This window comes from Duganella sp. CF517 (assembly GCF_900110275.1).
In the GTDB taxonomy this organism is placed as follows: domain Bacteria; phylum Pseudomonadota; class Gammaproteobacteria; order Burkholderiales; family Burkholderiaceae_D; genus Rugamonas.
Genome location: NZ_FODC01000001.1, coordinates 232,919 through 257,357 on the forward strand (window position 1 = coordinate 232,919; position 24,439 = coordinate 257,357).

17 protein-coding genes are annotated in these 24,439 nt (G+C 65.1%); 11 read left to right on the top strand and 6 right to left on the bottom strand.

Annotation, left to right across the window (positions count from 1 at the left end; translation table 11 throughout):
• The first annotated feature begins 191 nt into the window (after positions 1-191).
• Both tssK and BMX85_RS29895 read left to right on the top strand, forming a co-directional pair.
• Positions 192-1,544: a type VI secretion system baseplate subunit TssK gene (gene tssK / locus BMX85_RS00915; RefSeq protein WP_090315107.1), complete on the top strand. Its 1,353-nt coding sequence runs from the start codon at positions 192-194 to the stop codon at positions 1,542-1,544.
• A 367-nt stretch (positions 1,545-1,911) separates the two neighbouring features.
• Positions 1,912-2,172 carry a hypothetical protein gene (locus BMX85_RS29895; protein WP_143067868.1) on the top strand — a complete coding sequence of 87 codons (261 nt, stop codon included), beginning with the start codon at positions 1,912-1,914 and terminating at the stop codon, positions 2,170-2,172.
• A gap of 11 nt (positions 2,173-2,183) precedes the next feature.
• Here the strand turns inward: BMX85_RS29895 and BMX85_RS00920 are convergent, their stop codons facing one another.
• Complete coding sequence (locus BMX85_RS00920) at positions 2,184-2,621, bottom strand: MFS transporter (protein WP_229210222.1); 438 nt, start codon at positions 2,619-2,621, stop codon at positions 2,184-2,186.
• 277 nt (positions 2,622-2,898) lie between these two features.
• Between BMX85_RS00920 and BMX85_RS29900 the strand changes: the two genes are divergently transcribed.
• The 3 genes from BMX85_RS29900 (at position 2,899) to BMX85_RS00930 (ending at position 5,552) form a co-directional block, all read left to right on the top strand.
• Positions 2,899-3,483 carry a hypothetical protein gene (locus BMX85_RS29900; protein ID WP_143067869.1) on the top strand — a complete coding sequence of 195 codons (585 nt, stop codon included), beginning with the start codon at positions 2,899-2,901 and terminating at the stop codon, positions 3,481-3,483.
• Between the two features lie 138 nt (positions 3,484-3,621).
• Complete coding sequence (locus BMX85_RS29905; protein ID WP_143067870.1) at positions 3,622-4,134, top strand: hypothetical protein; 513 nt, start codon at positions 3,622-3,624, stop codon at positions 4,132-4,134.
• Between the two features lie 542 nt (positions 4,135-4,676).
• Positions 4,677-5,552: an SMP-30/gluconolactonase/LRE family protein gene (locus BMX85_RS00930; RefSeq protein ID WP_177196618.1), complete on the top strand. Its 876-nt coding sequence runs from the start codon at positions 4,677-4,679 to the stop codon at positions 5,550-5,552.
• A gap of 11 nt (positions 5,553-5,563) precedes the next feature.
• On the opposite strand, the gene BMX85_RS00935 is transcribed toward BMX85_RS00930, so the two are convergent.
• Positions 5,564-6,994, bottom strand: coding sequence for a sugar porter family MFS transporter (locus BMX85_RS00935; RefSeq protein WP_090313761.1), 1,431 nt, complete (start codon positions 6,992-6,994; stop codon positions 5,564-5,566).
• A gap of 167 nt (positions 6,995-7,161) precedes the next feature.
• Positions 7,162-7,977 carry an aldose epimerase family protein gene (locus BMX85_RS00940; RefSeq protein ID WP_177196619.1) on the bottom strand — a complete coding sequence of 272 codons (816 nt, stop codon included), beginning with the start codon at positions 7,975-7,977 and terminating at the stop codon, positions 7,162-7,164.
• 246 nt (positions 7,978-8,223) lie between these two features.
• On the opposite strand from BMX85_RS00940, the gene BMX85_RS00945 reads away from it, so the two are divergent.
• A complete protein-coding gene (locus BMX85_RS00945) occupies positions 8,224-9,204 on the top strand; it encodes a LysR substrate-binding domain-containing protein (protein ID WP_090313764.1) in 981 nt (326 codons plus the stop codon).
• 4 nt (positions 9,205-9,208) lie between these two features.
• On the opposite strand, the gene BMX85_RS00950 is transcribed toward BMX85_RS00945, so the two are convergent.
• The 3 genes from BMX85_RS00950 to BMX85_RS00960 all read right to left on the bottom strand — a co-directional run bounded on the left by BMX85_RS00950 (position 9,209) and on the right by BMX85_RS00960 (position 14,310).
• Complete coding sequence (locus BMX85_RS00950; RefSeq protein WP_090315109.1) at positions 9,209-10,720, bottom strand: family 43 glycosylhydrolase; 1,512 nt, start codon at positions 10,718-10,720, stop codon at positions 9,209-9,211.
• 315 nt (positions 10,721-11,035) lie between these two features.
• Positions 11,036-13,495: a beta-galactosidase gene (locus BMX85_RS00955; RefSeq protein ID WP_090313766.1), complete on the bottom strand. Its 2,460-nt coding sequence runs from the start codon at positions 13,493-13,495 to the stop codon at positions 11,036-11,038.
• Between the two features lie 41 nt (positions 13,496-13,536).
• A complete protein-coding gene (locus BMX85_RS00960; protein ID WP_090315113.1) occupies positions 13,537-14,310 on the bottom strand; it encodes an SDR family oxidoreductase in 774 nt (257 codons plus the stop codon).
• Between the two features lie 190 nt (positions 14,311-14,500).
• On the opposite strand from BMX85_RS00960, the gene BMX85_RS00965 reads away from it, so the two are divergent.
• The 5 genes from BMX85_RS00965 to BMX85_RS00985 all read left to right on the top strand — a co-directional run bounded on the left by BMX85_RS00965 (position 14,501) and on the right by BMX85_RS00985 (position 24,423).
• On the top strand, positions 14,501-15,208 hold the full coding sequence (locus tag BMX85_RS00965) for a GntR family transcriptional regulator (RefSeq protein WP_090313768.1): 708 nt from the start codon (positions 14,501-14,503) through the stop codon (positions 15,206-15,208).
• 250 nt (positions 15,209-15,458) lie between these two features.
• Positions 15,459-18,503: a TonB-dependent receptor gene (locus BMX85_RS00970; protein WP_090315115.1), complete on the top strand. Its 3,045-nt coding sequence runs from the start codon at positions 15,459-15,461 to the stop codon at positions 18,501-18,503.
• 2 nt (positions 18,504-18,505) lie between these two features.
• A complete protein-coding gene (locus BMX85_RS00975) occupies positions 18,506-19,885 on the top strand; it encodes an enolase C-terminal domain-like protein (RefSeq protein WP_090313770.1) in 1,380 nt (459 codons plus the stop codon).
• A 63-nt stretch (positions 19,886-19,948) separates the two neighbouring features.
• Positions 19,949-22,744: a glycosyl hydrolase 115 family protein gene (locus BMX85_RS00980; RefSeq protein ID WP_090313772.1), complete on the top strand. Its 2,796-nt coding sequence runs from the start codon at positions 19,949-19,951 to the stop codon at positions 22,742-22,744.
• Positions 22,745-22,920: 176 nt separating this feature from the next.
• Positions 22,921-24,423, top strand: coding sequence for an AbfB domain-containing protein (locus BMX85_RS00985; protein ID WP_143067871.1), 1,503 nt, complete (start codon positions 22,921-22,923; stop codon positions 24,421-24,423).
• Positions 24,424-24,439 lie beyond the last annotated feature (16 nt).

The window sequence follows — 24,439 nt, forward strand, 5'->3', positions numbered from 1 at the left end:
GGTGTTCCAGTATCAGCCAACCGACATGATTTATCTTGCGCTCGCGCAACATTGGGGATTAAGGAAAGCGGAAGCCGCCACCGTGTCTCGGATTGGCACGTCGACAAAGCCTTTGCTGCGAAAACTCAAAGAGTTTCCATGAGGCAGCGTCAAACTCGGTCGATGAGCAACGCAAGCCGACGGAGAAGACGATGACCATCTCATTAAAAGTATTGTGGGCGGAGGGCCTCACGCTCGATGCGCAGCACTTCCAGCAGTTGGACCTTTACCACGAGTCCCGGCTACGGCACATCGCTGCCGCCATCAGTCCGTTCGCCTGGGGCGTCCAGCTGGCACGGTGGAGCATTGAGGGCGTCGGCAGCAACTCGTTGTATGCCAAGGCACTGACGCTGATTTTCAAGGACGGTGAAATCTACCAGGCGCCGCTGTCCGACGAGTTGCCCCTGGCGATAGATTTAAGCAAGCTGCCATCCGACGAGCAGAGCTTCGTCTTTTACGCGGCGCTGCCGGTCGTCAAGGCGCACGGTGGCAACTTGTCGAATGGCCTTGCACAGCGCGACGATACCCGCTACGTGCCGTTCGTTGCGGAGACGCCCGACCTTTATACCGATGCATTGAACTCCAATGTTTCCTACATGAGAAAAACGCTGCGGCTGTTCTCGCATCTCGACGTCCGCGACGCCTACGATTGCATCCCGGTCGTCAAGGTGCGCCGCAAGGCGGACAGTACCTTTGAAATCGACCCGACGTTCATGGCGCCCAGCCTGTCGATCGACGCCGACCCGGCCATGCAAAATATGCTGCGGGGCTTGCTTGGAAAGTTGGCCGCGAAAGCGGAGGCGCTGTACCGTTTGCAACGGCAGCCGAGGGGGCACGCCGTCGAAGCCCACAGCGGCGACGTCTCCTCGTTCTGGATGCTCAATACGGTGAGCGCGGCGAACGCCTCACTTGCGCATTCCGCCAAATCCGGCCACTGTCATCCAGAGTACCTGTTCGAGAAACTGACGGTGCTCGCCGGCGGTCTGATGGCGTTTTCCCGCAAGTATGTGGTTGCCGATTTGCCCGGTTACGACCACGACAATCCGGCGCCCGGATTCGATGCGCTCGATGCCATCATCCGCGAGTTGCTCGATACGGTGATGTCCTCACGATACGTCGTCATTCCGCTCACCGTGGACAAGGAGCGAGGCCAGTATCACCACGGGAAAATTGACTCGGCACTGATGGACCGGAAGGCTGGACTGTACCTCGCCGTCAGCGCCAATATGCCTGCGCTCAATCTGGTCTCGGAGGTGCCGCGCCAACTCAAGGTCGCCTCGCCGAACGACATCGACGCGCTGATACGCAGCGCGCTACCCGGGTTGCAGCTAGTGCACTTGGCCCAGGTGCCGATGGAGGTGCCGGTACGCCCGAACGCCTATTATTTCGCGATTGATAGCCGTGGCGAGCTTTACGAGGCGCTGACAAAGACCCAGGCGATAGCTATTTTTGCGCCGAGCACCATCCCGGAACTGCGGCTGGAATTGTTCGCCATCACCAACTGAGCGGCAAAAGCCTACAGACCGAAACCGGCCGTGAGGGGTATAGCGCTCACGGCGACAGCAGGAGCGCCACGACCAACAATACGATCGCACAACTCGCGCAGCATTTCAGCGCTGAGCTCACCAAGCATTAGACCGCCAACAGCGCCCTTCAGCTCGTGATCCTATGCCACTCGATGATTAACCAAACCTGCAACGGATTGATTTCATTGGCAATTTAACGGCGCCGGGGAACCCGCAACCATCAAAAATACCATCAAACTATGCGTGCTAGCCAAGCGCCTTTTGGCTAACGTAAAGCACGCCTCCCGTCGCAGCCAAACCAAGCCGGAATGAACTTCGCATAGCGGACGCCGCGCCATGCCATGCCATGCCCTATCCCAATTTCGTATGGACGGCCCATCAAATAACATTGCAGGCCTCCTCGGAAGCAGGCTATCGTCGGCTGCATCACTTTCTTGGAGGCGCGATCTTGCAACAACAGACCGACGACTGTACCGCAGGAAAAACGGCATTGCCCCTTCCGACAACAGGCCACGGATTGCGCTGGGACGCGGAGCGCCAAGGTGGCGCCACCGGGCGCGCCGACACGCCCTTCGACGACGCCGCGCTCGCCGGGCCGCGGCGCTGACGGCGGACAATTCAGCGCCAGGCCTTCTCGATTTCCTCAAGGCTTTTGCCGCTGGTCTCCGGCAGGCAGCGGAAGATGAAAACATAGCCAGCCGCGCAAATCGCGCCATACACCCAGAACGTCATGCCCGTGCCCATCGCGCTGTTAATTAGCGGGAAGGTGTAGGTCAGCAGGAAGCACGCGGCCCACAGCGCCGTGGTGGCGACCGCCATGCAGGCGCCGCGCGCCTCGTTGGGGAAGATCTCCGATAGCGCCACCCACGTCACCGGGGCGATCGTCATGGCATAGCAGGCAATGGCCAGCACGACCAGCAGCAACAACGGCCAGCTCTGCCATCCGGCTAGGTAGCAGCCGCCCAGCAACAGGTAGATCAGCGCCAGGCTGGCGCAGCCCAACAGCATCAGGCGGCGGCGGCCCCAGCGTTCCACCGTGCCGAGCGCGACTGGCAAGCACAGTGACGGGTCAATCAATTTAAGCACGGCTTTGGAAACAACCGTGCAAAGTCGCACCGTTTAGTCAGACCCTCACAAATCCCGGGTGTGATTGTAACAAATTGTGAGTTCCGTAATTTTATGTGAACTCGTGCCTATGTCCTTGGTCGAAGTTGCGGGAACTTTTCCCATAATTAACTAAAGGACGGAAAATGATTTTCGATGACAACCTTGCCGTGCCCATCCTGCTGTTCTGCCTGTCGAACACATTATAAATATTGAGCCCGCTACTGCGATGACAATCGGACATACTGCTGATGTGCAGGATATATTAAATATAATTAGTAACGTTTCGACAAATCATATTACTTATTCACAAGCAATGAAATCCTCCGGTATTGTCCAGACCAATTTGTGGGAGGATAATAATGGTGGTGACTGTGGAGGCGGCTATGATTCATATTCGTCGGACTACGGGTATTGGAACCCGGACGGCGGCATTGATTGGGCCGGCAGCAACGCCGTCAGCGACGGCTTCAATGCTGGCGTTGAAACTTCGCTTGCGCAAGTTCATCTGGCCGGCTCTAACGAGCGCGACAGCGGCTCTTTCGTTAACGTCTATTTTGGAGGCACTACCTCTGACGGGAAAAATGGCGATCAGGCTGTTACCTCCAATCTCGCCCAAGTTACAGCGGACATTCTAACGGCGACGCCGGAAAATATTCAGTTTGTAAACGTAACGTCGACCACTAACGGCGTGCACACCACTAATTCAGATCATTACGTAGGCAATGCGGTAGACATTTATCAGGTGAACGGTCAGTCGATTTCGGGCGCGGGCCGAGATCTGGGCTTGCAGCTAAGCCCAAGCCCTGGCTAATCCGAACATCCGCTACGTTGAAGGCCCAGGAGGCAACTGGGCGCGGTCCGAGCCCGGGGAAGCCTGGCATCGATCCGCTGACTTGCCTACGATGAATAACCACGTGCACTGGAGCACATTCAGGGATTGAGGAAAAAAATGGTTATTAAACATTTGATATTCGGTACATCGATGGTTGCAGCGACGATCTGTTTCGCTAATCCGTCCCCCGCCGATCAGATTCGGTTTGATGGCTTAGGCGATCTTAAAGTTGGTCAAAGCTTTAGCGAGGTGTCCAAACTACTGCCAAATGAAGTTTTCCCCGTCGCATCAAAACTTCGAGCGTCATCCGACTGCTATCACGTCTCGCCCGTCAAACATCCAGGCATGACGCTGATGTTCAAAAAAGATCATCTCGTCCGTATTGACGTCACCCAGCCGCTATTCCGAACATCAAGTGGACTAGGAATTGGTGATGACTTTAATGCTCTAAAGCTGCGCTATCATGAGGCAGTGCTGCAACAACAGAACGGCGCACCGGAGCAGAAGCAAGTCACGATCGTCTCTCCTGATAAACTTTACGCCTTCAGGTTCACTTTCGATCAGTCCAGGATCGACAGTATCTCCGCCGGACAGGCCGATGCTGTCGCTTTAGACGAAGGCTGTTATTAGTACGTGAAGTTTGTTCCAACTTCATGCCGCAAGTGCCTAACCGCCTTGCGGCATGACTCCGTGCTTCGTTCTCCTTCACCAGACAGGTGCGCCGGCGTTGTTATCAAATAACCGGGGAAATCATGAAACGTTCGTATACGCCGCGCCCGTTGACGGCGTTGGTGTCAAGACCGAGTAAGCGAGGGCCACAGGGTACTGGGACGGTGCGGGCGGGTGGAACTATGGCGATTGATTGCTCTCGAAGCGGCGGTACGTGGAACGAGATCATCGCCAACTGCAACCTGATCGCGGTCGCACCCGACTTGGGCCAAGCGCCTTTTGGCTAACGCAAGTCACGCCTCCCGTCGCAGCCAAACCAAGCCGGAATGAACTTCGCATAGCGGACGCCGCGCCATGCCATACCCTATCCCAATTTCGTATGGACGGCCCATCAAATAACATTGCAGGCCTCCTCGGAAGCAGGCTATCGTCGGCTGCATCACTTTCTTGGAGGCGCGATCTTGCAACAACAGACCGACGACTGTACCGCAGGGAAAACGGCATTGCCCCTCCCGACAAAAGGCCACGGATTGCGCTGGGACGCGGAGCGCCAAGGCTGGTGGTGGTCCCAGCCGCAAAGCGCCAGTCTGTACTACCTGGGCGGCAATGCCGGCGCTCCGGTGCGGCGCCGCTTCCCCGACAGCGTGCGCACGCTCGCCACTTGCGCGAGCGGCGCCCTGCTGCTGGGCTTCGCCAAGAAACTGTGCGCCCTGACCAGGCCGTTGAGCGTCACACGTGGCAAGGCGGACGAACCTGCGGCGACGGTGTTATGCGTGGTCGACGCCGCCGAGCCGCGCACGGCTATCGGTGACGGCCGCACCGACCGCAGCGGGCGTTTTGTTTTTGGTACACGCAATATCGGCGCCGATCAGCGTCCGATCGGCAGTTTCTACCAGTACTCGGCCGACCATGGCGTGCGCCGGCTGGCGCTGCCCACAGTGGTTTCGGCTAGCGCCATCTGCTTCAGCGCGGACGGGCGCACACTCTATTTCGCCGACGCCGCCCACGGCGTGCTGCACGCGGCGGACTATGACTCGGAGCTGGCCAGCGTGGGCAGGTTGCGTCCCTTCGCCGCGGCCGCGCAGCCACGCGCCGCCGTTCATGACGCGCTGGTCGACCAGCAAGGCTGCGTCTGGATCGCACAGGGCGCCGGCGGCGCCCAGGGGACGCTTGCGCGCCATAGCCCCGACGGTACGCGACTGTGCGCCATCGCGCTGCCGGATCCGACGCCGGCCAGCATGGCCTTCGGCGGCGCCGCGCTCGATACGCTGCTGCTTACCGGCGCCCGGGGCGGCTTTCGGGCCGCCTCGCCGGATGGCGCCACCGGGCGCGCCGACACGCCCTTCGACGACGCCGCGCCCGCCGGGCCGCGGCGCTGACGGCGCGCCCTTCAGCGCCAGGCCTTCTCGATCTCCTCCAGGCTTTTGCCGCTGGTCTCCGGCAGGCAGCGGAAGATGAACACATAGCCGGCCGCGCAAATCGCGCCATACACCCAGAACGTCATGCCCGTGCCCATCGCGCTGTTAATTAGCGGGAAGGTGTAGGTCAGCAGGAAGCACGCGGCCCACAGCGCCGTGGTGGCGACCGCCATGCAGGCGCCGCGCGCCTCGTTGGGGAAGATCTCCGACAGCGCCACCCACGTCACCGGGGCGATCGTCATGGCATAGCAGGCAATGGCCAGCACGACCAGCAGCAACAACGGCCAGCCCTGCCATCCGGCCAGGTAGCAGCCGCCCAGCAACAGGTAGATCAGCGCCAGGCCGGCGCAGCCCAACAGCATCAGGCGGCGGCGGCCCCAGCGCTCTACCGTGCCGAGCGCGACCAGGGTGAACACGCAATTGACGACGCCGGTGATGACAATGTTGAACAGGGTGTCCGACACCGCATAGCCGGCCGAGGCGAAGATCTCCTGGGCGTAATTGAAGATGACGTTGATGCCGCACCACTGCTGCAGCACCGCCAGCACCACGCCGATGGCCAGCACGCGCACGAAACGCGGCTCGGCGAGCACCTCGCGCAGGCCGCGTCCGGTCGACGCCTGCAGCGAGGCGCGGATCGCGTGCAGCGCGCGCTCGGCGTAGGCGACACCGCCGAGGCGCCGCAACGCTCGTTGCGCGCCGTCCCAGTCGCCGCGCCCCGCCAGCCAACGCGGGCTTTCGGGGATCAGCAACGCGCCGACAATGAAGGCGACGGCCGGCACGCCGGCGGCGGCGAACATCCAGCGCCAGCCGGTTGTGCCGTTCCACGAGGCGGCGATCTGCGCGCCGGTGGCGCCGGCCGCCACCGGCTCGGCGATGAGCCAGTTGACGATCTGCGCACCGAGGATGCCGGCCACGATGGCGATCTGGTTCAGGCACACCATGCGGCCGCGGATCGAGGCCGGCGCGATCTCGGCGATGTACATCGGCGACAGGCCGGACGCCAAGCCGATCGCCACGCCGCCGACGATACGCCATAGCACGAAGGCATCGACGCTGGCGGCCCAAGCGGTGCCGACGGCGGAACCGGCGAAAATGGCAGCAGCCACCAGCAGCCCGCCGCGCCGGCCGAGCCGCTCGCTGATCACCCCCGAGGCGACGGCGCCGGCCAGGCAGCCGATCAGTGCGCAGCTCATCGCCCACGCTTGCCGGCTTGGCTCGACCAGACCGAAATAAGCTTCATAAAAGGGCTTGGCGCCGCCGATGACGACCCAGTCGTAGCCGAACAACAGGCCGCCGAGCGCGGACACGGCGGCCGCGAGCCATAGTGTGTGGGTGCTGGCGGGCGGAATCGCCGGCGCCGCCTGGTGGCCGGCCTCGATCCGTTCATGACTGTGATGCATGTGATGTGCTCCTGATTGATGAGATATTTTTTTTGGTATGCCGGGCGCGCCGGATGACATGGCTGGCGCCGGCGGGAGGGGGTACGATCCGGCTACACGTTCCTGTTCGGAGCGTGCTCCAGTGCCCCCGGGGGTTTGCGCAATAGTGGCGACACTATTCCGCTTTTTTACGTGAACGCCTCCACGTTGATGCTCATTGAAACGATGAAACGCATACCGGTGTCCAGCTGGCGCAGACCATGGTTGGCTGGAACCCGCATTTGATGGGCGTTGGGCGCGTGGCTGACCGGCGCCAGCACGATTTCGGGATGCGCGGGGCCCGACTGGCGGCACTGCAAGTAGTGACAGCCCGAGCCGGCACGGACGGTGACGCGATGGGACGCGTATGCCAGGCTGGCCGCCCTGCGCCATCCGGTGAAACAGCTGTTGACGCCCCAGCCGAGCGCCAGCCGCGGCGCCGGTCTGACGACCGGGTGATACCGCGCCGGCAGCGGATCGTCGCCGAGTTCCCACACGCCGCGCCAATCGCTGTCGAACCGCGTAAAGGCGTCGATCGGAAAGACGCTATAAAAGCCGGCCCCCGCCGGCATCGGCCTGGCATCGAGGTTGGTCAGCGCCAGCGTGGTGGACAGCGTGTCGGACGCCAGGCTGAACCGCATGACGGCGAGGAAGTCGAACGGCCAGTGGCGATCCGCACCGTGGCGCAGCATCAGTTCGACGCTGTCCGCCGCGGCCGCCGTCACCGCCCACGGCCGCTGCCAGCCGATGCCGTCCAGGCCGGGGCGCGCCGGCGCCGCGCCGGGCGCCAGGCGGCCAAATCCGGGCAGCTCGGCGTTGCCGAGGAACCCGGCGTACGGCAGCAGCGGAAAACCCGCCATCGCCTCGGCGCCGGCGCCGGCGCCGACGCCAGGAGACGCCGGCCGCAGGATGTCGATACCGTTCCAGCGCCAGTGTCCGACCGCGCCGCCCAGCAGGGGAAACAAACGCGCTTCGCTGCCGCCGCAAGAAATGACCAGTCCCTCCAATGTACGGCTCCCAGGATAACCAACCGTGCCCACCCGCGCACGTTCAGCCATGATATGGCCACGTCCGCGCGGCAGATATGCCCGTGCGCGCTGGCGGCATACCAAATTCATATGCGTCATCAACATGAGCGCGGCGATGGGGGTAAACGATTGACCGGGCATATTTATAACCATATCATTGAGTAATAAGGCGTTTAGGATCACATGAATACTTTCCAGGCTGACCGTTTCGTGCGCGCGCATCTGAAGATGCGCCATATGGTGCTTTTGGTGGAACTGGGCCGCAACGGCTCGATCGCGCAGGCGGCGCAGGCGTCCAACCTGACCCAGCCCGGCGCTTCCAAGTTAATTGGCGAGCTTGAACACCTGCTCGGCATCCAACTGTTCGAGCGCCAGGCGCGCGGCGTCACACCGACCTGGTACGGCCAGGTGCTGATACGGCGCGCCGGCATCGCGCTGGCCGAGATGACCGCCGCCCACCAGGAAATCTCCGAGCTGATCTCCGGCCTGCGCGGCAAGGTCGACATCGGCAGCGTGCTGACGCCGGCCACCGGCCTGCTGCCCAAGGCGATCAAGCTGCTCAAGTCGCGTTACGCGCGGGTGCATGTGTCGGTCGACCTGAACACCAGCAAATCGATGGTCGAGCGCCTGCGCAACGGCCAGCTCGACCTCGTGGTCGGACGCATCCTCGACGCCGAGAGCGCCGCCGTGCTGGACTTCGAGCCGATCACCGACGAGGACCACCGCCTGATCGTGCGGGCCGGCCATCCGCTGGCCGAGCGCGCCGACCTGGGCCTGGCCGAACTGGCCGAACAATCGTGGATCGTGCCGCCGTCGGGCAGCATCCTGCGCGACCGCCTGACCGCCCTGTTCCTGTCCGAGGGCCTGGAGCCGCCGATGGAAACGGTGGAAACGCTGTCGCCGCCGCTGGTGGCCTCGCTGCTGATGACCACGGACATGGTGGTGGCGCTGCCCGAGGCGCTGATCCAGAGCTACATCGACGTCGGCCTGCTGGTGGCCGTGCCGATCGACCTGCGCCTGCGCATGGACGTGTACGGCATCATCACGCGCAAAGGCCACCAGCTCTCGCCGGTGGCCTCGGCCATGCTGACCGCGCTGCGCGAGGTCGCGGTGGAATACTACCCGAGCCGCGCGCGCCGGCGCAGCGTGCCGCCGGCGCCGTGAACCGCTAGTTCTTGACGAAGCTGACGTCGTCGACCAGCAGCCAGTTGTTGGCGTTGGCCACCGAGTAAATCCCCAGGGTCGCCTTGCCGTTGGTCACCGCGATGTTCGGGATGGTGATCTGGGTCCAGCTGGCGATCGGCGTGTTGACGCTGTAGTCGATCTCGGCGCCGCCGTAGTTTTTCACGTACACCTGCGCGGTGCTCTGGCCGCCGCTGCTCTTCACCCACGCCTTCAAGGTGTAGGTCCCGTCGGGCAAACCGGACAGGTTCTGGTAACGGCTGGCGCTGTAGGCGGCGGTGTGCTTGTGCTGCGCGGCCCAACGCCCGGTATGCCCGCCCAGCACGTTGCTGTTCGGATTGGCGTCGGTCAGGTTGGTCCAGTTGACCCAGCCCGCCAGCGCGGTCTGCGGCACGCGGTCGGCCTCGAAGCCGGGATTGAGGCTGTAGTTGTTGCCGGCGCCGACGCTCCAGGCGCCGGTGGCGGCGTCCAGGCTGAACTGGCTGAGCGAATTCAGCCTGGGTGTGGTGCCGCTGAACGAAATCGGCATCCATTGGTTGTAGCCGATGCCGTTGCCGGCGAAATCGCTCCAGCGGTCGCCCGCGTACAGCACGGTGGTGGCGGCGCTGCCGTTGACCTGGACGAAGAAACCGGTTTGCGTGACGTGCGAGAAATCGGCCTCCGAGCCCGACATGACGAATTCAGCCGTGTAGGGACCGTTGATGGCGTTGGCCGAGCGGCAGTAGGTCTGGGAGGCGTTCCAGCCATGCAGGTCCGACGCACAGAAGTAATAGGTGCCGTTGTTCTTGAACATGGCATTGCCTTCGCGGCCCACGCTGTTGAGGAACACGTTGGTGGCCGGCTCGATGTTGAGCGAATCGGAGGCGCGGATCTGCGCCACGTACGAGCGCTGGCGCCCGCCCGAATTGCTGAAGATCAGGTAGGAGGCGCCGTCGGTGTCGGTGAAGATGGTCTGGTCGCCGGTGCCGTTGCTGCTGACGTTGGTGATGTAGGTCTGCACGTGGTCGTAGGTGAACGGACCGACCGGCGTGTCGCTGGTGGCGAACAGCACGCCGGACAAGGTCGACGATCCGTATTGCGTCAGCAACACGTACTTGTTGGTGTTGCTGTTGTAGACCACGCCGAGCCGCCCCAGCCAGATCGACGGATCGAAGGTGGTGCCGGCCGCCGCCGACAGCGCGTTGCCCTCGAACTTCCAGGTGGCCAGGTCGGTCGACGAATACACGGTGACGGCGTTGAAGGCGGTATTGCTGTTCTTGCTGGCCGGATTGGCCGCGTAGGTGACGGCGCCGTCGTACTTGGCGCCATACCAGTAATAGGTCGAGCCGACCTTGAGGATGCCGCCGCCCTGCGAGTAGATCGGATTGTTGCTGGTATCCTTCCAAAACACGTCGTTCTGGATGGTTTTCGGCGCGGCGTGCGCCGGCGCCATACCGTACAGCATGGCCAGGCATAGGGCGGCGGTGCCGCGCGTGATCGACCTCGACTTGATAGTCATTTTTGTCTCCTTGATGGTCAAAAAAAGTGGACCGGACCGGTCCACGTCGAATGCGCCCGGTGTTACGGACGCACATGCGTACGCGGCGCGGCCGGCCTACGGTGGGTAGGTCGCGCCGGACGCGCGGCGATGCGCATTGCTTAAATCGTAAAGTTTCTACCGGGCGGCAGCTAAACAATTTTGACCATTTGGCATATCGGATTCGACTGGCACGCGAGGAGACACAGACGGCGGATTAACCGGGCGTAATCCGCCGGGAGCCGGCGGCGGCTCCTGTCGGATTACGCCGTGCCGGCTAATCCGACCTACGGGGTGTCACAACTTCAGCTTCAGCAGGTAGACCGGGGTGACGCTTACCTTGCGCAATTCCGCCACCTGGCCCTTGCCCTGGAAGTCCGGCCGCGCCTCCTTGGGGATGTACACCGGCGCGTCCGCGCGCAGCGGCAACACCGAGACAGTCAACGGCTGGTCCAGCCGCGCCTCCACCTGGCGCAGGCCGAATTGCCAGCCGTAGCCGCTGTAGTACCAATCGTCGAGCATCTGCACGCCCGAGTACAACCTGCCGATATCGCCGACGAAATCGATATTGAGCAGCGCGTCGTCCAGCCCCTGCAACTGCGCGCGCGGCACCGCCACCTTCCACGCGGCGGCGGCCTTGAACGCCTCCGGAATCGGCTCGAGCGCGGCGTTGGCCAGCCCGCCCTTCATCACCGGCGGCGCCACGCCCGCCTCGCGCACCGGCGTCACCGTCGCCGACAACTCGCGCGCCGGCAGCGTCACCTCGAAACGCTGGAACACGCCGTCGGCCGCCTCGCCCACGCGGGCGCCGGCCGCCGTCGGCGCCTTGGCCAGCGCCGGGAACACGCCGACCCGAAAGCCGGACTTGCCTACCGAGCGCAACTGCAATTCGCCGGCCGACGTCACCACCTGCTGCTCGCTGAGCAGCAGGCGGCGCTTGCCGGCGACGTCGGCGATCGTCAACTGCTCCGCCTGCTTCGCGGTGAGCACCACCACGCGCACCGGCCCGCCTTGCGGCCGCGCGATGGTGATCGCCTCGGCCGTGCCGGGCGTCCCCCCCGAAACGACCAGCGCGCCGTCCCGCGCAACGGCGTTGGCGCCGGCCGCCTTCAGCTGCGGCGCCAGCGCCGCGTCGAAGGCCAGCTCGACCGGTATCCGCTGGTGCGCGGCGAACACGTACAGCACGCCCTGCGCGCCCTGGTCGATGCGCGCCAACGGCTGCGCCGTGGCGTGGCGCAGCAGCACGCCGTCGAGGTCCAGGTTGAACGGCCAGACGAAGTAATCGCCGTCGGCGATGGTGACCGGGGTGCTGGGGAACACCAGCTTGCGGTCGGCCAAGGCCACCTCGAAGCGCACGCCTTCATGCTTGGCCATCGTGTACTGGCGCACGTGGTTGTTGACGAAGACGAAGCCGCTGTCGCCCTGGCTGCGCAGGGCGAAGCGCGGCGTTTTGAGGTCGCCGGGGCCGCTCGGCACCACCGCCGGCCGACGCACGGTCATCGGCGCCAGCCGCGCGCCGAACTCTTGCAGGAACCAGTGGTACGGCCGCAGGCTGGCCAGCACCGGCCGCTGCTGTCCGTCCGGTCCGAGCGGCGCCTGGAAGTCGTAGTTGATCAAGGTCAGGTCGTTGTAGGCGCCACTGCCGGTGCTCTCCTGCAGCCAGGTGCGCCCTTCCGGGTTGCGGCCGCCGTGGAACATATAGTAGCCGAGCAGGTTGACGCCGGAACCGATCTGCGTCGGGATCATCGAGGCGATGTCGGCGGCCGACACCACCGGGCGCCGGCGGTACATGAATGGCACGCCCGGCCCGTACTCGGCGCCGAAGAACGGCACCTTGTCGATTTCCTCGTCGGCGGTGCCGACGCCGTGCGCCACGGTCTGCGCGCCGAGGTCGCCGCTGACGCGGGTGTCGAAGCGGAACGCGTGCGTTTCCTTCGGCGGCAGCTCGGCGGTGCTCACGCCCCACGGCTCGTCGACATAGCCGCCGAACACGGGCGTGACTTCTCCGGACGGGTAGACCGCGCCGTCCCAGCCGGTCACCGTGTACAGCGGCGCGTCCAGGCCGGCCTTGAGCGCCAGCTTCTTCAGCGCGCTGATATGCTCGGCGCCCTGGCCGGGGCCGCGCAGGTTATACTCGTTCTCCAGCTGGACCCCGATCACCGGCCCGCCATCCTTCCACAGCAAACCCTTGGCCTGCTTGCCGATCTGCTGGTACAAGCGCTCCACATAGCCGAGATACTGCGGATCGTTGCCGCGCGTGGGCATCGCGTAGACCACCCAGTCCGGCACACCGCCGAAGCGCACCTCGCCGTGCGCCCACGGGCCGACGCGGATCAGCGCCTCCAGTCCAACCTTCTTGCACAGCTCGAGGAAATGGCGCAGGTCGCGCCGTCCACTCCAGTCGAACTTGCCTTCCTGCTCCTCGTGGTGGTTCCAGAAAATATAGGTGGCCACCACCGTGATGCCGGCCGCCTTCATCTTGCGCAACTCCAGCTCCCATTGCGCCGCCGCCGTGCGGGTGTAGTGAAACTCGCCCATGACCGGATACCACGGCTGGCCGCCGCGCGTCAGGTAGCGGCTGTTGATGCCGAGCCGCACGCCCGACGGCGACACCGCCGCGCCCTGCTTGACATGGCCTTCCAGCGGCGCGCTGGCCGGCGCGCTGGCGTCCACCTTCAACAGCATGTCGGCCCAGGCCGCCGTGGCGGGAACGAACAATGCGGCCACCGCCGCGCTGATTGCGCAAATCCTTTTCATATTTTTTTCGTCTCGATCTGTGGTTGTTGTTGAACTGCCGCTCATTCGCTGTAGAGCTGGGATCGGCCGCCGTCGATCAGGATATCGGCGGCGTTGATGAAGCGGGCCTCGTCGCTGGCCAGGAACAGCGCCGTGTAGGCCACCTCCAGCGGCTCGCCGATGCGGCGCACCGGCAGCAGGTCGACCTGGCGCGCGCGCTCGGCGGCCGGGTCGGGACACGACGCGAGCCAGGCCTCGGCGCTCTCGGTCATGATCAACCCGGGGGAGATGGAATTGACGCGGATGCCGCGCGAGGCGTATTCGATGCCCAGCGACTTGGTCAGCCCGAGCAGCGCGTGCTTGGCGACCGGATAGGGAAAGCATCCGGGTATGATCTTGTGGCCATGCACCGAAGCGATGTTGACGATGTTGCCGTAGCCGCGCTCGAGCATCGACGGCAGCGCGGCGCGGATCACGTTCCACGCGCCTTCGAGGTCGACCGCGAAGCAGCGCCGCCAGTCGTCGGCCGTCATCTCCAGCGGGTCGGTGAAGACGTTGACGCCGGCATTGTTGACGATGGCGTCGATGCGCCCGTAGCGGGCCAGGATCTCGGCCACCATCGCCTCGACCTCGTCGCGCCGGGAGATATCGGCGCGCAGATACAGCGCCCGCTCACCGGCCAGCTCGCCCATGACGGCGGCAGCGTCGGCATCGTCGCGGTGGCTGTTGAGCACCACCGCCGCCCCTTCGGCCAGGAACAGCTTGGCGACCGCCTTGCCGATACCCAGCGTCGATCCCGTCACCACCACCACTTTGTCCTTCAGCCTGTCCACCATCGGCATCGCTCCTCGCTTTAAACTTGGCATAAAATCACGCGTCCATCATCCTAAGCGGCGGCGCGATGGCCAAGGTATGCAGAAAGGCCGCCCAGCCATGCCGGATTGGTATGGCCGCACCGGCGGCGCGGCTCTTATGTTATTTTAAAGTAATACCTTGAACAGGCCGAACGGCCGACTGATCAGAGACATGGACCAATTTCAATTGCCGCAACCGTTTGTGCTCGATCGTTCGCGCAGCGCGTCGGCGCAGGTATTCGACTACCTGCGCCTGCACATCATCAATTTGTCGCTCAAGCCGGCCACCCCGCTGCCACGGCCGGCGCTAGCGGAGCATTTCGACCTGTCGCAAACCCCGATCCGCGACGCCCTGTTGCGACTGGAGGAGGAAGGCCTGGTGGCGATCTACCCGCAGCACGCCACCGTCGTGCGCGCCATCGACGTCGCCTCGGCCCAGCGCGCGCACTTCCTGCGCAAGTCGCTAGAAATCGAGGTGGTGCGCACGCTGGCGCGCGACGTCAACGACAGCCTGATCGCCCGCCTGGACATCAAGCTGAGCCAGCAGGCCGACGCGCTGCGGCTGGCCGACTTCGACGAGTTCGTGCTCAAGGATCACGACTTCCACCGCACCATGTACGCGGCGGCGAAGGTCGAACCGTTGTGGGAGATGGTGCGGCGCGCCAGCGGCAATCTCGACCGGCTGCGCAATCTGCACCTGCCGATGCCGGGCAAGGCCCAAAGCGTCATCGATGAACACCGACACATCGTGCGGGCGCTGGCGGCGCGCGACGTCCAGGCCGTGGAAGCGGCGGTGCGCGCGCATTTGTCGGGCACCTTGAGCAACCTGGCGCAAATCCGGGTCAACTATGCCAGTTATCTGATGGAAACGACCGGCTGAGCGTAGTGGACGTGGGAGCCATGCATTTTTGGCATAGCTGCGCGCGCAAATGACATGGGGCGGCGCCGCCGCTTTCCGTATCATTTTCTATGCCGCAATGATTAATGACAGCTCGCACGCGGCGCAATCAGTGCGTTGGCGGCTCGAACGGCGCTTATAACCAGCACTGATGTTTTAGTGTTTTAGTGTTTTGATGACAAGCGAGCGCGTTGGCCGGCGATGGGCCTCGATAAAAATACAGGAGATGAAAATGGCTGCAAATACACAATGGCATGACAAGACACCGGGACGCCCGTTCCTGCTGGGGCTGACCGCGCTGGCGGCGATGATCTCGCAAGCGTACGCGCAGGAGGCGCCGGCCGCCGCCGCCCAGGCGCCCGAACCGGCGGTGGTGGTGGTCGAAGGCTACCGCGCCAGCCTGCAAACCTCGGCCCGCGAAAAGAAGAAATCGACCGGCTTCCAGGACGCCGTGTTCGCCGAGGACATCGGCAAATTCCCCGATGCCAATATCGCCGACTCGCTGGCGCGCATCCCCGGCATCCAGATCACGCGTGAAATCACCGGCGAAGGCCTGAACATCCAGATCCGCGGGCTGGGACCGAGCTTCACCCAGACCCTGCTGAACGGCGCGCCGGTGGCGACGGCCTCCGGCGGGCGCACCGACGGCGGCGGCAACCTCAACCGCGAAGTCGACCTCGACATGCTGCCCACCGAGCTGTTCACCAAGCTGACCGTCAGCAAGAGCCCGACCGCCGGCCAGGTGGAAGGCGGCGCCGCCGGCGTGGTCGACCTGCGCAGCGCGCGGCCGTTCGACAATCCGGGCAAATACGTGGCCGTCAGCCTCGACGGCAAGTACAACTCGGGCGCCAAGTCGCCCGGTTCCAAAGGCTCGGTCATCGCCAGCCAGACCTTCGGCGACACCTTCGGCGTGCTGGTCGGCCTGTCCGGCGCCCACAACAAGATCGGCACGCGGGGCTTCGAGACGGTCGGCTGGACCAATCCCAACCTGTCGGCGGCGCAAAACACCGGCGCCGGCCGCAATGCCACCGGCGGCGGCAACTGGACCATTCCCGCCACCGTGCCGGCCGGCGCCGGCAACGGCCTGGTGGCCGGCACCGTGGTCGACCAGGCTTTCCTGCTGGCCCACAACCCGGGCCTGAACATCGGCCAGATCGACAACGCCCTGATCCCGCGCCTGCTGCGCAATATGTCCGAGACCGGCACCAAAGACCGCGGCACCGGCATCGTCAGCGTCGAATACCGCCCCACCAGGGAGCTGCAGTTCTACCTCGATTCGATGTACACCAAGAAGGAAAACGAATACGACCGCGCCGACATGAACTGGGTGGTGCGCAACAGCGCCGGCATTCCGCTCAACATGACGGTCGACCGCGCCGACTGCGCGGCCGGCTGCGTGGTCACCGGCGCCACCTTCGCCAACACCCAGAACTTCCTCGAGTTCCGCCGCTATAACGACGACGCCTCGCTCAGCAGCCTGAACCCGGGCATGCAATGGAAGCTCACCGACAAACTCACCTGGAACGCCCAGGCCAACGTCAACAAGTCGCGCAACCGCAGCACCAGCCCGACCGTGCTGCCGATCACGTCGCTGGGCAACGGCAACACGATGACCTACGACAACACCGGCGAGCGTCCGGTGGCGACCAGCAGCGTCGATCTGAACAACCCGGACAATTTCGCCTGGACCGGCGGCCGCGTGAACATCCAGAGCGTCACGCGCACGATCGCCACCAACGGCTTGCGTACCGACCTGAACTGGGGCGATGCCGGCTTCAGCGTGAAACTCGGCGCCGCGTACGACACCTTCAAGCGCCGCACCACCAACTACGACAATTCGCAACTGTGGCAGAACGCCGTGTGCGGCAACAATCCAAGTCCGAACCTGGCGGCGCCCAATGGTTCGCCCGCGTGCACCGGCACGGTCGCACCCGGCAGCGCGGCGGCGCTGTACCCGGCCTACGGCAGCGGCGCCACCGCCGGCGCCACCGCCCCGGCGGTGTATACCGGCTCGTTGATACCAAATCCGTCGGCCTACCTGCACCCGGGTCCGGACGGCTTCGTCCTGCTCGATTGGGAGAAATTCGCCAAGGATAGCAACTACGCCGCCTATCAAGCCACAGAAGTCCCGCAAAGCAACTCGGGCTACATCAGCGAAAAAACCACCGGTTTCTTTGTTGAAGGCAACGGCAAGACCGAACTGCTGGGCTACGCGGTGCGCTACAACGGCGGCGTGCGCTATGCGCGCACGCAGCAGGTGGTCGGCTCGATCAACACCTCGGCCGATCCGCGCAACACCGCCGCCACCCTGAGCGGCGCGCGCTATCCCGACCTGATACGCTGGACCTACCTCGACAAGACCTACCACAACACCCTGCCGTCGGCGAGCGTGGCGCTGGACTTAAGCAAGGACTTGATCGTGCGCAGCTCGCTGTCGCGCACGATGACGCGCGCCAATCCCGACCAGATGCGTCCCGGCATCTCGTTCTTCCAGCCGTCGGCCGACACCGGCACCATCGGCAATCCCGACCTGGCGCCCTACATCTCGGACAACCTCGACCTCGGCCTGGAGTGGTACACCGGCAAGGAAGGCTATATGAGCGCGACCTACTTCCACAAGAAGATCGGCGGCTTCACGGTGACCGACAACCTCACCACACCGTTCCGCGATCTGGCCAAGTATGGCGTGACGTACGACTCCATCACGCCGTTGCAGCGCCAGGCGATCGACACCCGCGGCGGCCCGGACGTGGCCACCACCATCATGGCGCAATCGCGCAACTCCAGCGGCAAGCTGATCGTCGACGGCGTGGAACTGGGCTGGGTGCAGCCGCTCGACAAGTGGTTGCCGATCCGCGGTTTCGGCATCAACGAGAACATGACCTTCGTGCACCAGCGCGCCAGCGGCGAAGGCGCCAGCAGCTTCGTCTCGCTCGGCGTGCCGAAAAAGAGCAACAACCTGACCGTGTACTACGAGCGCGACGGCTACATGGTGCGTTTCTCCCACACCTATTCGGACGGCTTCCAGACCACCGGCGCCAACCAGAACGGCGTGACCAGCGCCGCGCTGTTCCAGGACACGTACAAGCAGCTCGATTTTTCGTCCAGCTTCGACCTCGACCGCATCCTGGACAAGGACGGCTGGCCCACCATCACCGCCGACATCAGCAATGTCAACAATGCCAAGCAGCGCACCTACTTCCAGTACGCCAACGCGCCCTACACCAACTACCAGGCCGGACGCACCTTCGGCCTGGGCCTGCGCATGAAATTCTGACGATGACCAATCCAGTATCCACCACCCCCGTCGTCACCGCGATGCGCGTCATCCCAGTGGCCGGCCGCGACAGCATGCTGCTCAACCTGTGCGGCGCGCATGGCCCGTTCTTCACCCGCAACCTGGTGCTGCTGACCACCAACGCCGGCACCACCGGCATCGGCGAGGTGCCCGGCGGCGACGGCATCCTGCGCGCATTGCAGGACGCCGTGCCGCTGGTGGTCGGCGGCGAAATCGGCCGCTACCAGCGCACCTTGAACCGCTTGCGCGCGCGCCACGGCGCCCAGCCCGGCGCGATGCAACACCAGGTCAGCTCCGACGCCGAGGCGGCGCTGCTGCGCCAGCCGCACGAGATCAACCTGCGGCTGGAAAACGTCATCACCGCCGTCGAGGCGGCCCTGCTCGACCTGCTGGGCCAGCACCTGGGCGTGCCCGTCTGCGAGCTGCTGGGCAACGGCCGGCAGCGCGACGCGGTGCCGATGCTCGCCTACCTGTTCTACATCGGCGACAGCGGCATGACCTCGCTGCCGTACGCCGATGCCGGCGGCCCGGCCGGTTCGTGGTACGCGGCGCGCGGGCGCGAGGCGCTCACGCCGACCGCCATCGCCGACCTGGCCGACGCCGCCACCGAGCGCTACGGCTTCCGCGACTACAAGCTCAAAGGCGGCGTGATGGCGCCGGAGGAGGAGTTGCTGGCGCTGGCCGCGATCAAGCAGCGCCGCCCCGACGCCAACGTCACGGTCGATCCGAACGGCGCCTGGTCGCTGGCGCAGGCGATCGCCATCGGCAAGGAATTCGGCCATCTGCTGTCCTACGCCGAAGACCCGTGCGGCCCCGAGCACGGCTACTCCGGGCGCGAGACGATGGCGGAGTTCCGCCGCGCCACCGGGGTGCGCACGGCCACCAACATGGTGGCCACGGACTGGCGCCAGATGGCCCACTCGCACTTGCTGGGCGCGGTCGACATTCCGCTGGCCGACCCGCACTTCTGGACCATGCAGGGCTCGGTGCGGCTGGCGCAGCTGTGCCACGAATGGGGCATGACGTGGGGCTCGCACTCGAACAACCACTTCGACATCTCGCTGGCCATGTTCACGCACGCGGCGGCGGCGGCACCGGGCGCCATCACCGCCATCGACACGCACTGGATCTGGCAGGAGGGCACGGAGCGCCTGACGCGCGAACCGCTGCGCATCGAGCACGGCGCCGTGGCCGTGCCCGACAAGCCGGGCCTGGGCATCGAGCCGGACCTGGACCAGATCGACAAGGCGCACGAACTGTACAAGAAAATCGCCCACGGCGCGCGCGACGACGCCGTCGCCATGCAATTTTTGGTGCCCGGCTGGCGCTACGATCCGAAACGGCCCAGCCTGGGGCGCTAAGATCCGGCGCCAACCGCCGGCCGCCATCCCGGCGCGCATCTTTCCCAACTATAATCAGACGCCATGAGACACGTAAAAATCTGTTCGCTGCTGTTCGCCGCCACCTCATTGCTGGGCGCGGCCGGTGCCGCGCGCGCCGCGCCCCTCCAACTGCTCGACGCCGCCGGCGCCGCGCCGACCGTGCTGGCGGACGACGACGAACCGCTCACGCAGGCCGCCGGGCTGCTGCGGCGCGACCTCGACGCCGTCACCGGCCAGCCGTCGCAAGGCATCGACCGCCTCGAGCAATGCGCGCAGCTATGCTTCGTGATCGGCCGCTACGACGCGCCGCTGGTGGCCGGGATCGCCCGCCGTGCCGGCCTCGACCTCCGCAAGCTGCGCCACCAATGGGAACGTTACGAGCGCATCGTCATCCCGGCGCCGGGCCAGGCCGGCGCGCGGCTGGTGCTGATCGCCGGCTCGGACACGCGCGGCGCCATCTACGGCGCCGTCGACGTCACGCGCGAGATCGGCGTCTCGGCCTGGGAGTGGTGGGCCGACGTCAAGCCGGCGGCGCGCGCCGACGCCGCCATCGACGACCGGCGCGTGGCCTCGGCGGCGCCGTCGGTGCAATACCGTGGCATCTTCCTCAACGACGAGGACTGGGGCTTGCAGCCGTGGGCCGCCGGGCGCGATCCGAGCGGCGACATCGGCCCGGCGACCTACGAACGCATCTTTGAACTGATGCTGCGCCTGAAGGCCAACCTCATCTGGCCGGCGATGCACGAATCGACCAAGCCGTTTTACCAGATCGCCGGCAACGCGGCGATGGCCAAGCGCTACGGGATCGTGGTCGGCACCTCGCACGCCGAGCCGATGATGCGCAACAACGTGCGCGAATGGGACCACAAGGCGCGCGGCGAATTCAACTTCTTCACCAACAAGGACGCGCTGGTCAGCTACTGGGACAGCCGCGCCCAGGAGGTCAAGGAGTTCGAGAACATCTATTCGGTGGGCATCCGCGGCATCCACGACAGCGGCATGGAAGGCGCCGATACGGTTCCACAGGCCCGCAAGGCGGTGGAACAGGTGATCGGCATCGAACGCGACCTGCTGTCCAAGGCGCAGGGCAAGCCGGCTGCGCAGATCCCGCAAGCGCTAACCTTGTACAAGGAGGTGCTGGACATCTACAAGGCCGGACTGGTGGTGCCGGACGACGTCACGCTGGTCTGGCCGGACGACAATTACGGCTATCTGCATCAGCTGAGCACGCCCGCCGAGGCCAGGCGCGGCGGCGGCACCGGGCTGTATTACCACCTGTCGTACTGGGGCCGCCCGCACGATTACCTGTGGCTGGCGACGACGCATCCGGCGCTGGTGCGCGACCAGTTGCAGCGGGCCATCGCGACCGGCACGCGCAAGCTGTGGGTGGTCAATGTCGGCGACATCAAGCCCGGTGAATACCTGACAGACTACTTCCTCGACGCGGCCTTCGACGCCACCAAGCTCGACACGCCGGCGCAGTCGCACCTGGAGGCGTGGCTGCAACGCCAGTTCGGACCGGCGCAGGCGCGCGAGATCGGCGCCGTGCTCAAGGAATACTACGACCTGGCGTGGGAGCGCCGGCCGGAGTTCATGGGCTTTAGCCAAGTGGAATCGATCACGCCGGCGCGCGCCAGCGCCTACCTCGACAGCGGCGGCGAGGAAGCCGAGCAGCGCCTGCTGCGCTACCGCGCGCTGGCCGACCGCGCGCAGGCGATCGGCGCGGCCATGCCCGCATCGCAGCGGGACGCATACTTCCAGCTGGTGCTGTACCCGGTGCGCGCCAGCGCCAACCTCAACACGCGCATCCTCAAGCTGGACCTGGCGTCGCAATACGCCCGCGCCGGCAGGCCGGTGGCGTCGCTCTACGCCGCCCGGGCGGCGCAGGCGCAGGCCGACATCGCCGCCGACACCAAACACTACAACAGCCTGGCGAACGGTAAATGGCAGGGCATGATGGACGCCGCGCCGCGCAACTTGCCGGTGTTCGTGCCCGGGTTGATACCGACCTATGGCCCATCGCCGCGCAAGGATTGTTCGCTGGTGTACCCGGCCGCGCTGTCCGGCGAAAGCGAAGCACTGACCTTCACCAAGGGCGTGCCCGCCGCCTACACGCTCACCCTGGTCAACTACGCCGCCAAGACGCAGCCCTGGTCGGTGGAGGCCACGCCGGCCGGCCTCAGCATCGACCGACAAGACGGAGAATTGAACGCCGACAACGGCTACGAGCAGCGCCTGAGCGTGCGCTACGACGGCCGGGGCGATACCAAGGGTTTGCGGCCTGCCTGCGGCGCCACGGCGTTGGCGGCGCGCATCGACCTCGCGTCCGCACCGGGCGGGCAACTCAGCGCCGAGCGCGAACGCATCGTCGCCCTGCCCGCCGCGAGCGGCCATGCCGGCGCCGGCTGGGAAAAACTCGATGGCTTGGGCAGTTACGGCAGCAGCATGCGCGCCCGCCTCGACCTGCCGTCGCGGGCGCTGTCCGGCGCCGGCGCGGCGCCCGCGCTGACGTACGAATTCGCCACCTCGAGCGGCGGCGACGCTCAATTGAAATTCGTCGCGCTGCCGGTACACCCGCTGACGTCGGCGCACCACGTGCGGCTGGCGTACCGCCTCGACAACGGACCGCTGCGACTGCTCGACTTCGAGACCGTCGGCCGCAGCGACGAATGGAAGGCGAACGTGCTCTCCAACACCGCCGTGCGCAGCGCGACGGTGGCGCCGCTGGCCGCCGGCAGCCATCGGCTGCAAGTGTACGCGCTCGACCCCGGCGTGATACTCGACCGCATTGAAGTCAGCTTCGACGGCGCGCCGCGCTACTACGGCAAGCCGCTGTAACCACAGGAAAGCCGTCATAACCGGCGGCAATTTCCGTACAAATTCCCATACCAAAGCGATATGCCGCAGGCGCCGTTCCGCATAGCTGGAGCGGGCGCGGCGTATTAGCATCCCATCTGCCGCACAGCCTGAATATCCACCATTCACCATCCGAATAACATTTTAAAAGGTGCCTTGTGAACATCTCGTCTGAACCCCTCAAACAGTTCCTGTTGTCCTTATGCCTCATGCTCGCCGCCCTGTTCGCCCAGCCGATGACGGCGCGGGCGCAGGACATCGTCAAGGTGCAGTCCTATAATTATCCGTCGCTGTATTGGCGCGAGTCGGGACTGGCCACCGCCATCGCCGCCGACGTCAATCCCGAAAACAAGTCCAACTGGAAGATCGTGGCGGGACGGGCCAATTCGTCGAGCGCCTACGTCTCGTTCGAGTCGGTGAGCAAGCCGGGCTACTTCCTGCGCCAGAAAAACTACGTGCTTGAACTGGCGCTGCCCGACAACACCCTCGACTTCGCCGAGGACGCCACCTTCAAAAAGGTTCCCGGCCTGAAGAACGCGGCGGCGACGTCGTTCCAATCCTACCGCTACCCGACCAAATATATCCGCCACTACCAGACCTTGCGGCTCGACACCATCACCACCGACACCCAGATGCAGGACGCCACGTTCAATGTCGTGGTCGACGATTGCGGCGGCATCGGCGCCAGCGCGGCGGACGTGGCGGCGCTGCAAGCGTGCACCGGCGACCCGGCCGTGTGCGCCGTCGGCGGCAACGATGGCAGCATCTACAGCGTGGCGATGCGTTTCGACCGCAGCTACCTCGGACCGCTCGACGTGTATGCCGAATCGCGCCGCCGGATGTTCGTCGGCGCACAACAGAGCGCCGCCAACGGCCGCTGCGTGAGCACGCTGGTGGACGTGCGCGACTACCTGTTCGAAGGCGAACCGCAGCAAGCGCGCGACCCGGGCACGCCGGGCCTGAACTTGCGCATCGCCTCCGGCGCCAGCGGCCTGACGGCGCTGTCGGCCAAGGCCGTGACCGACGTGCCCGTGATCTTTATCGCCGGCGACTCAACGGTCGCCGACCAGCCGCCGCAGCTGGACCTGGCGCCGGCCGCGCGCTACACCGGCTGGGGCGGCATGCTGCCTAGGTTCTTCAACAACAAGATCGCCGTCGCCAACTACGCCGACTCCGGCGAAGGCACGCAGGCGTTCCGGACCGATGGCGGCTTCATCTGGTTTAAGATCGACGCCCGCCTGAAGGCCAACGACTGGGTGCTGATCCAGCTCGGCCACAACGACAAGAACACCAGCGCCGCCGTCTACCACTCGCGCATTCTCGGCATGATCAACGCCATCAAGGCTAAGGGCGCGCATCCGGTGCTGGTGACGCCGATGGTGCGCAACACCGGCGCCACCTTGGCCACACAGCATATCTACGGCGACTTGAACGTGCGTACCCAGCTGACCGGCCTCGCCGCCTCCGAAGGAGCGCCGCTGATCGACCTGATGAAGCTGTCGAGCGAGTGGGTGGCGGCGCTCGGCAAGACCGCCGCGCAGGCCTACTTCGTCGGCACCGACACCACCCACTCGAACGAAGCGGGTGCGCAAGTGTTCGCGCAGATGATCGCCAGCGAGATCACGCGCCAGAACCTCGGCCTGGCGCCATACATCCGCTGATCGTCACGGCGCCGGG

Excerpts from the sequence above, each read along its gene's own strand:
- BMX85_RS00975 (WP_090313770.1), top strand. The coding sequence starts at position 18,506 with ATGACCAATCCAGTATCCACCACCCCCGTCGTCACCGCGATGCGCGTC.
- BMX85_RS00955 (WP_090313766.1), bottom strand. The coding sequence starts at position 13,495 with ATGAAAAGGATTTGCGCAATCAGCGCGGCGGTGGCCGCATTGTTCGTT.
- BMX85_RS00980 (WP_090313772.1), top strand. The coding sequence starts at position 19,949 with ATGAGACACGTAAAAATCTGTTCGCTGCTGTTCGCCGCCACCTCATTG.
- BMX85_RS29895 (WP_143067868.1), top strand. The coding sequence starts at position 1,912 with ATGCCCTATCCCAATTTCGTATGGACGGCCCATCAAATAACATTGCAG.
- BMX85_RS00970 (WP_090315115.1), top strand. The coding sequence starts at position 15,459 with ATGGCTGCAAATACACAATGGCATGACAAGACACCGGGACGCCCGTTC.
- BMX85_RS00960 (WP_090315113.1), bottom strand. The coding sequence starts at position 14,310 with ATGGTGGACAGGCTGAAGGACAAAGTGGTGGTGGTGACGGGATCGACG.
- BMX85_RS00945 (WP_090313764.1), top strand. The coding sequence starts at position 8,224 with ATGAATACTTTCCAGGCTGACCGTTTCGTGCGCGCGCATCTGAAGATG.
- BMX85_RS00935 (WP_090313761.1), bottom strand. The coding sequence starts at position 6,994 with ATGCATCACAGTCATGAACGGATCGAGGCCGGCCACCAGGCGGCGCCG.
- BMX85_RS29900 (WP_143067869.1), top strand. The coding sequence starts at position 2,899 with ATGACAATCGGACATACTGCTGATGTGCAGGATATATTAAATATAATT.
- tssK (WP_090315107.1), top strand. The coding sequence starts at position 192 with ATGACCATCTCATTAAAAGTATTGTGGGCGGAGGGCCTCACGCTCGAT.
- BMX85_RS29905 (WP_143067870.1), top strand. The coding sequence starts at position 3,622 with ATGGTTATTAAACATTTGATATTCGGTACATCGATGGTTGCAGCGACG.
- BMX85_RS00965 (WP_090313768.1), top strand. The coding sequence starts at position 14,501 with ATGGACCAATTTCAATTGCCGCAACCGTTTGTGCTCGATCGTTCGCGC.
- BMX85_RS00950 (WP_090315109.1), bottom strand. The coding sequence starts at position 10,720 with ATGACTATCAAGTCGAGGTCGATCACGCGCGGCACCGCCGCCCTATGC.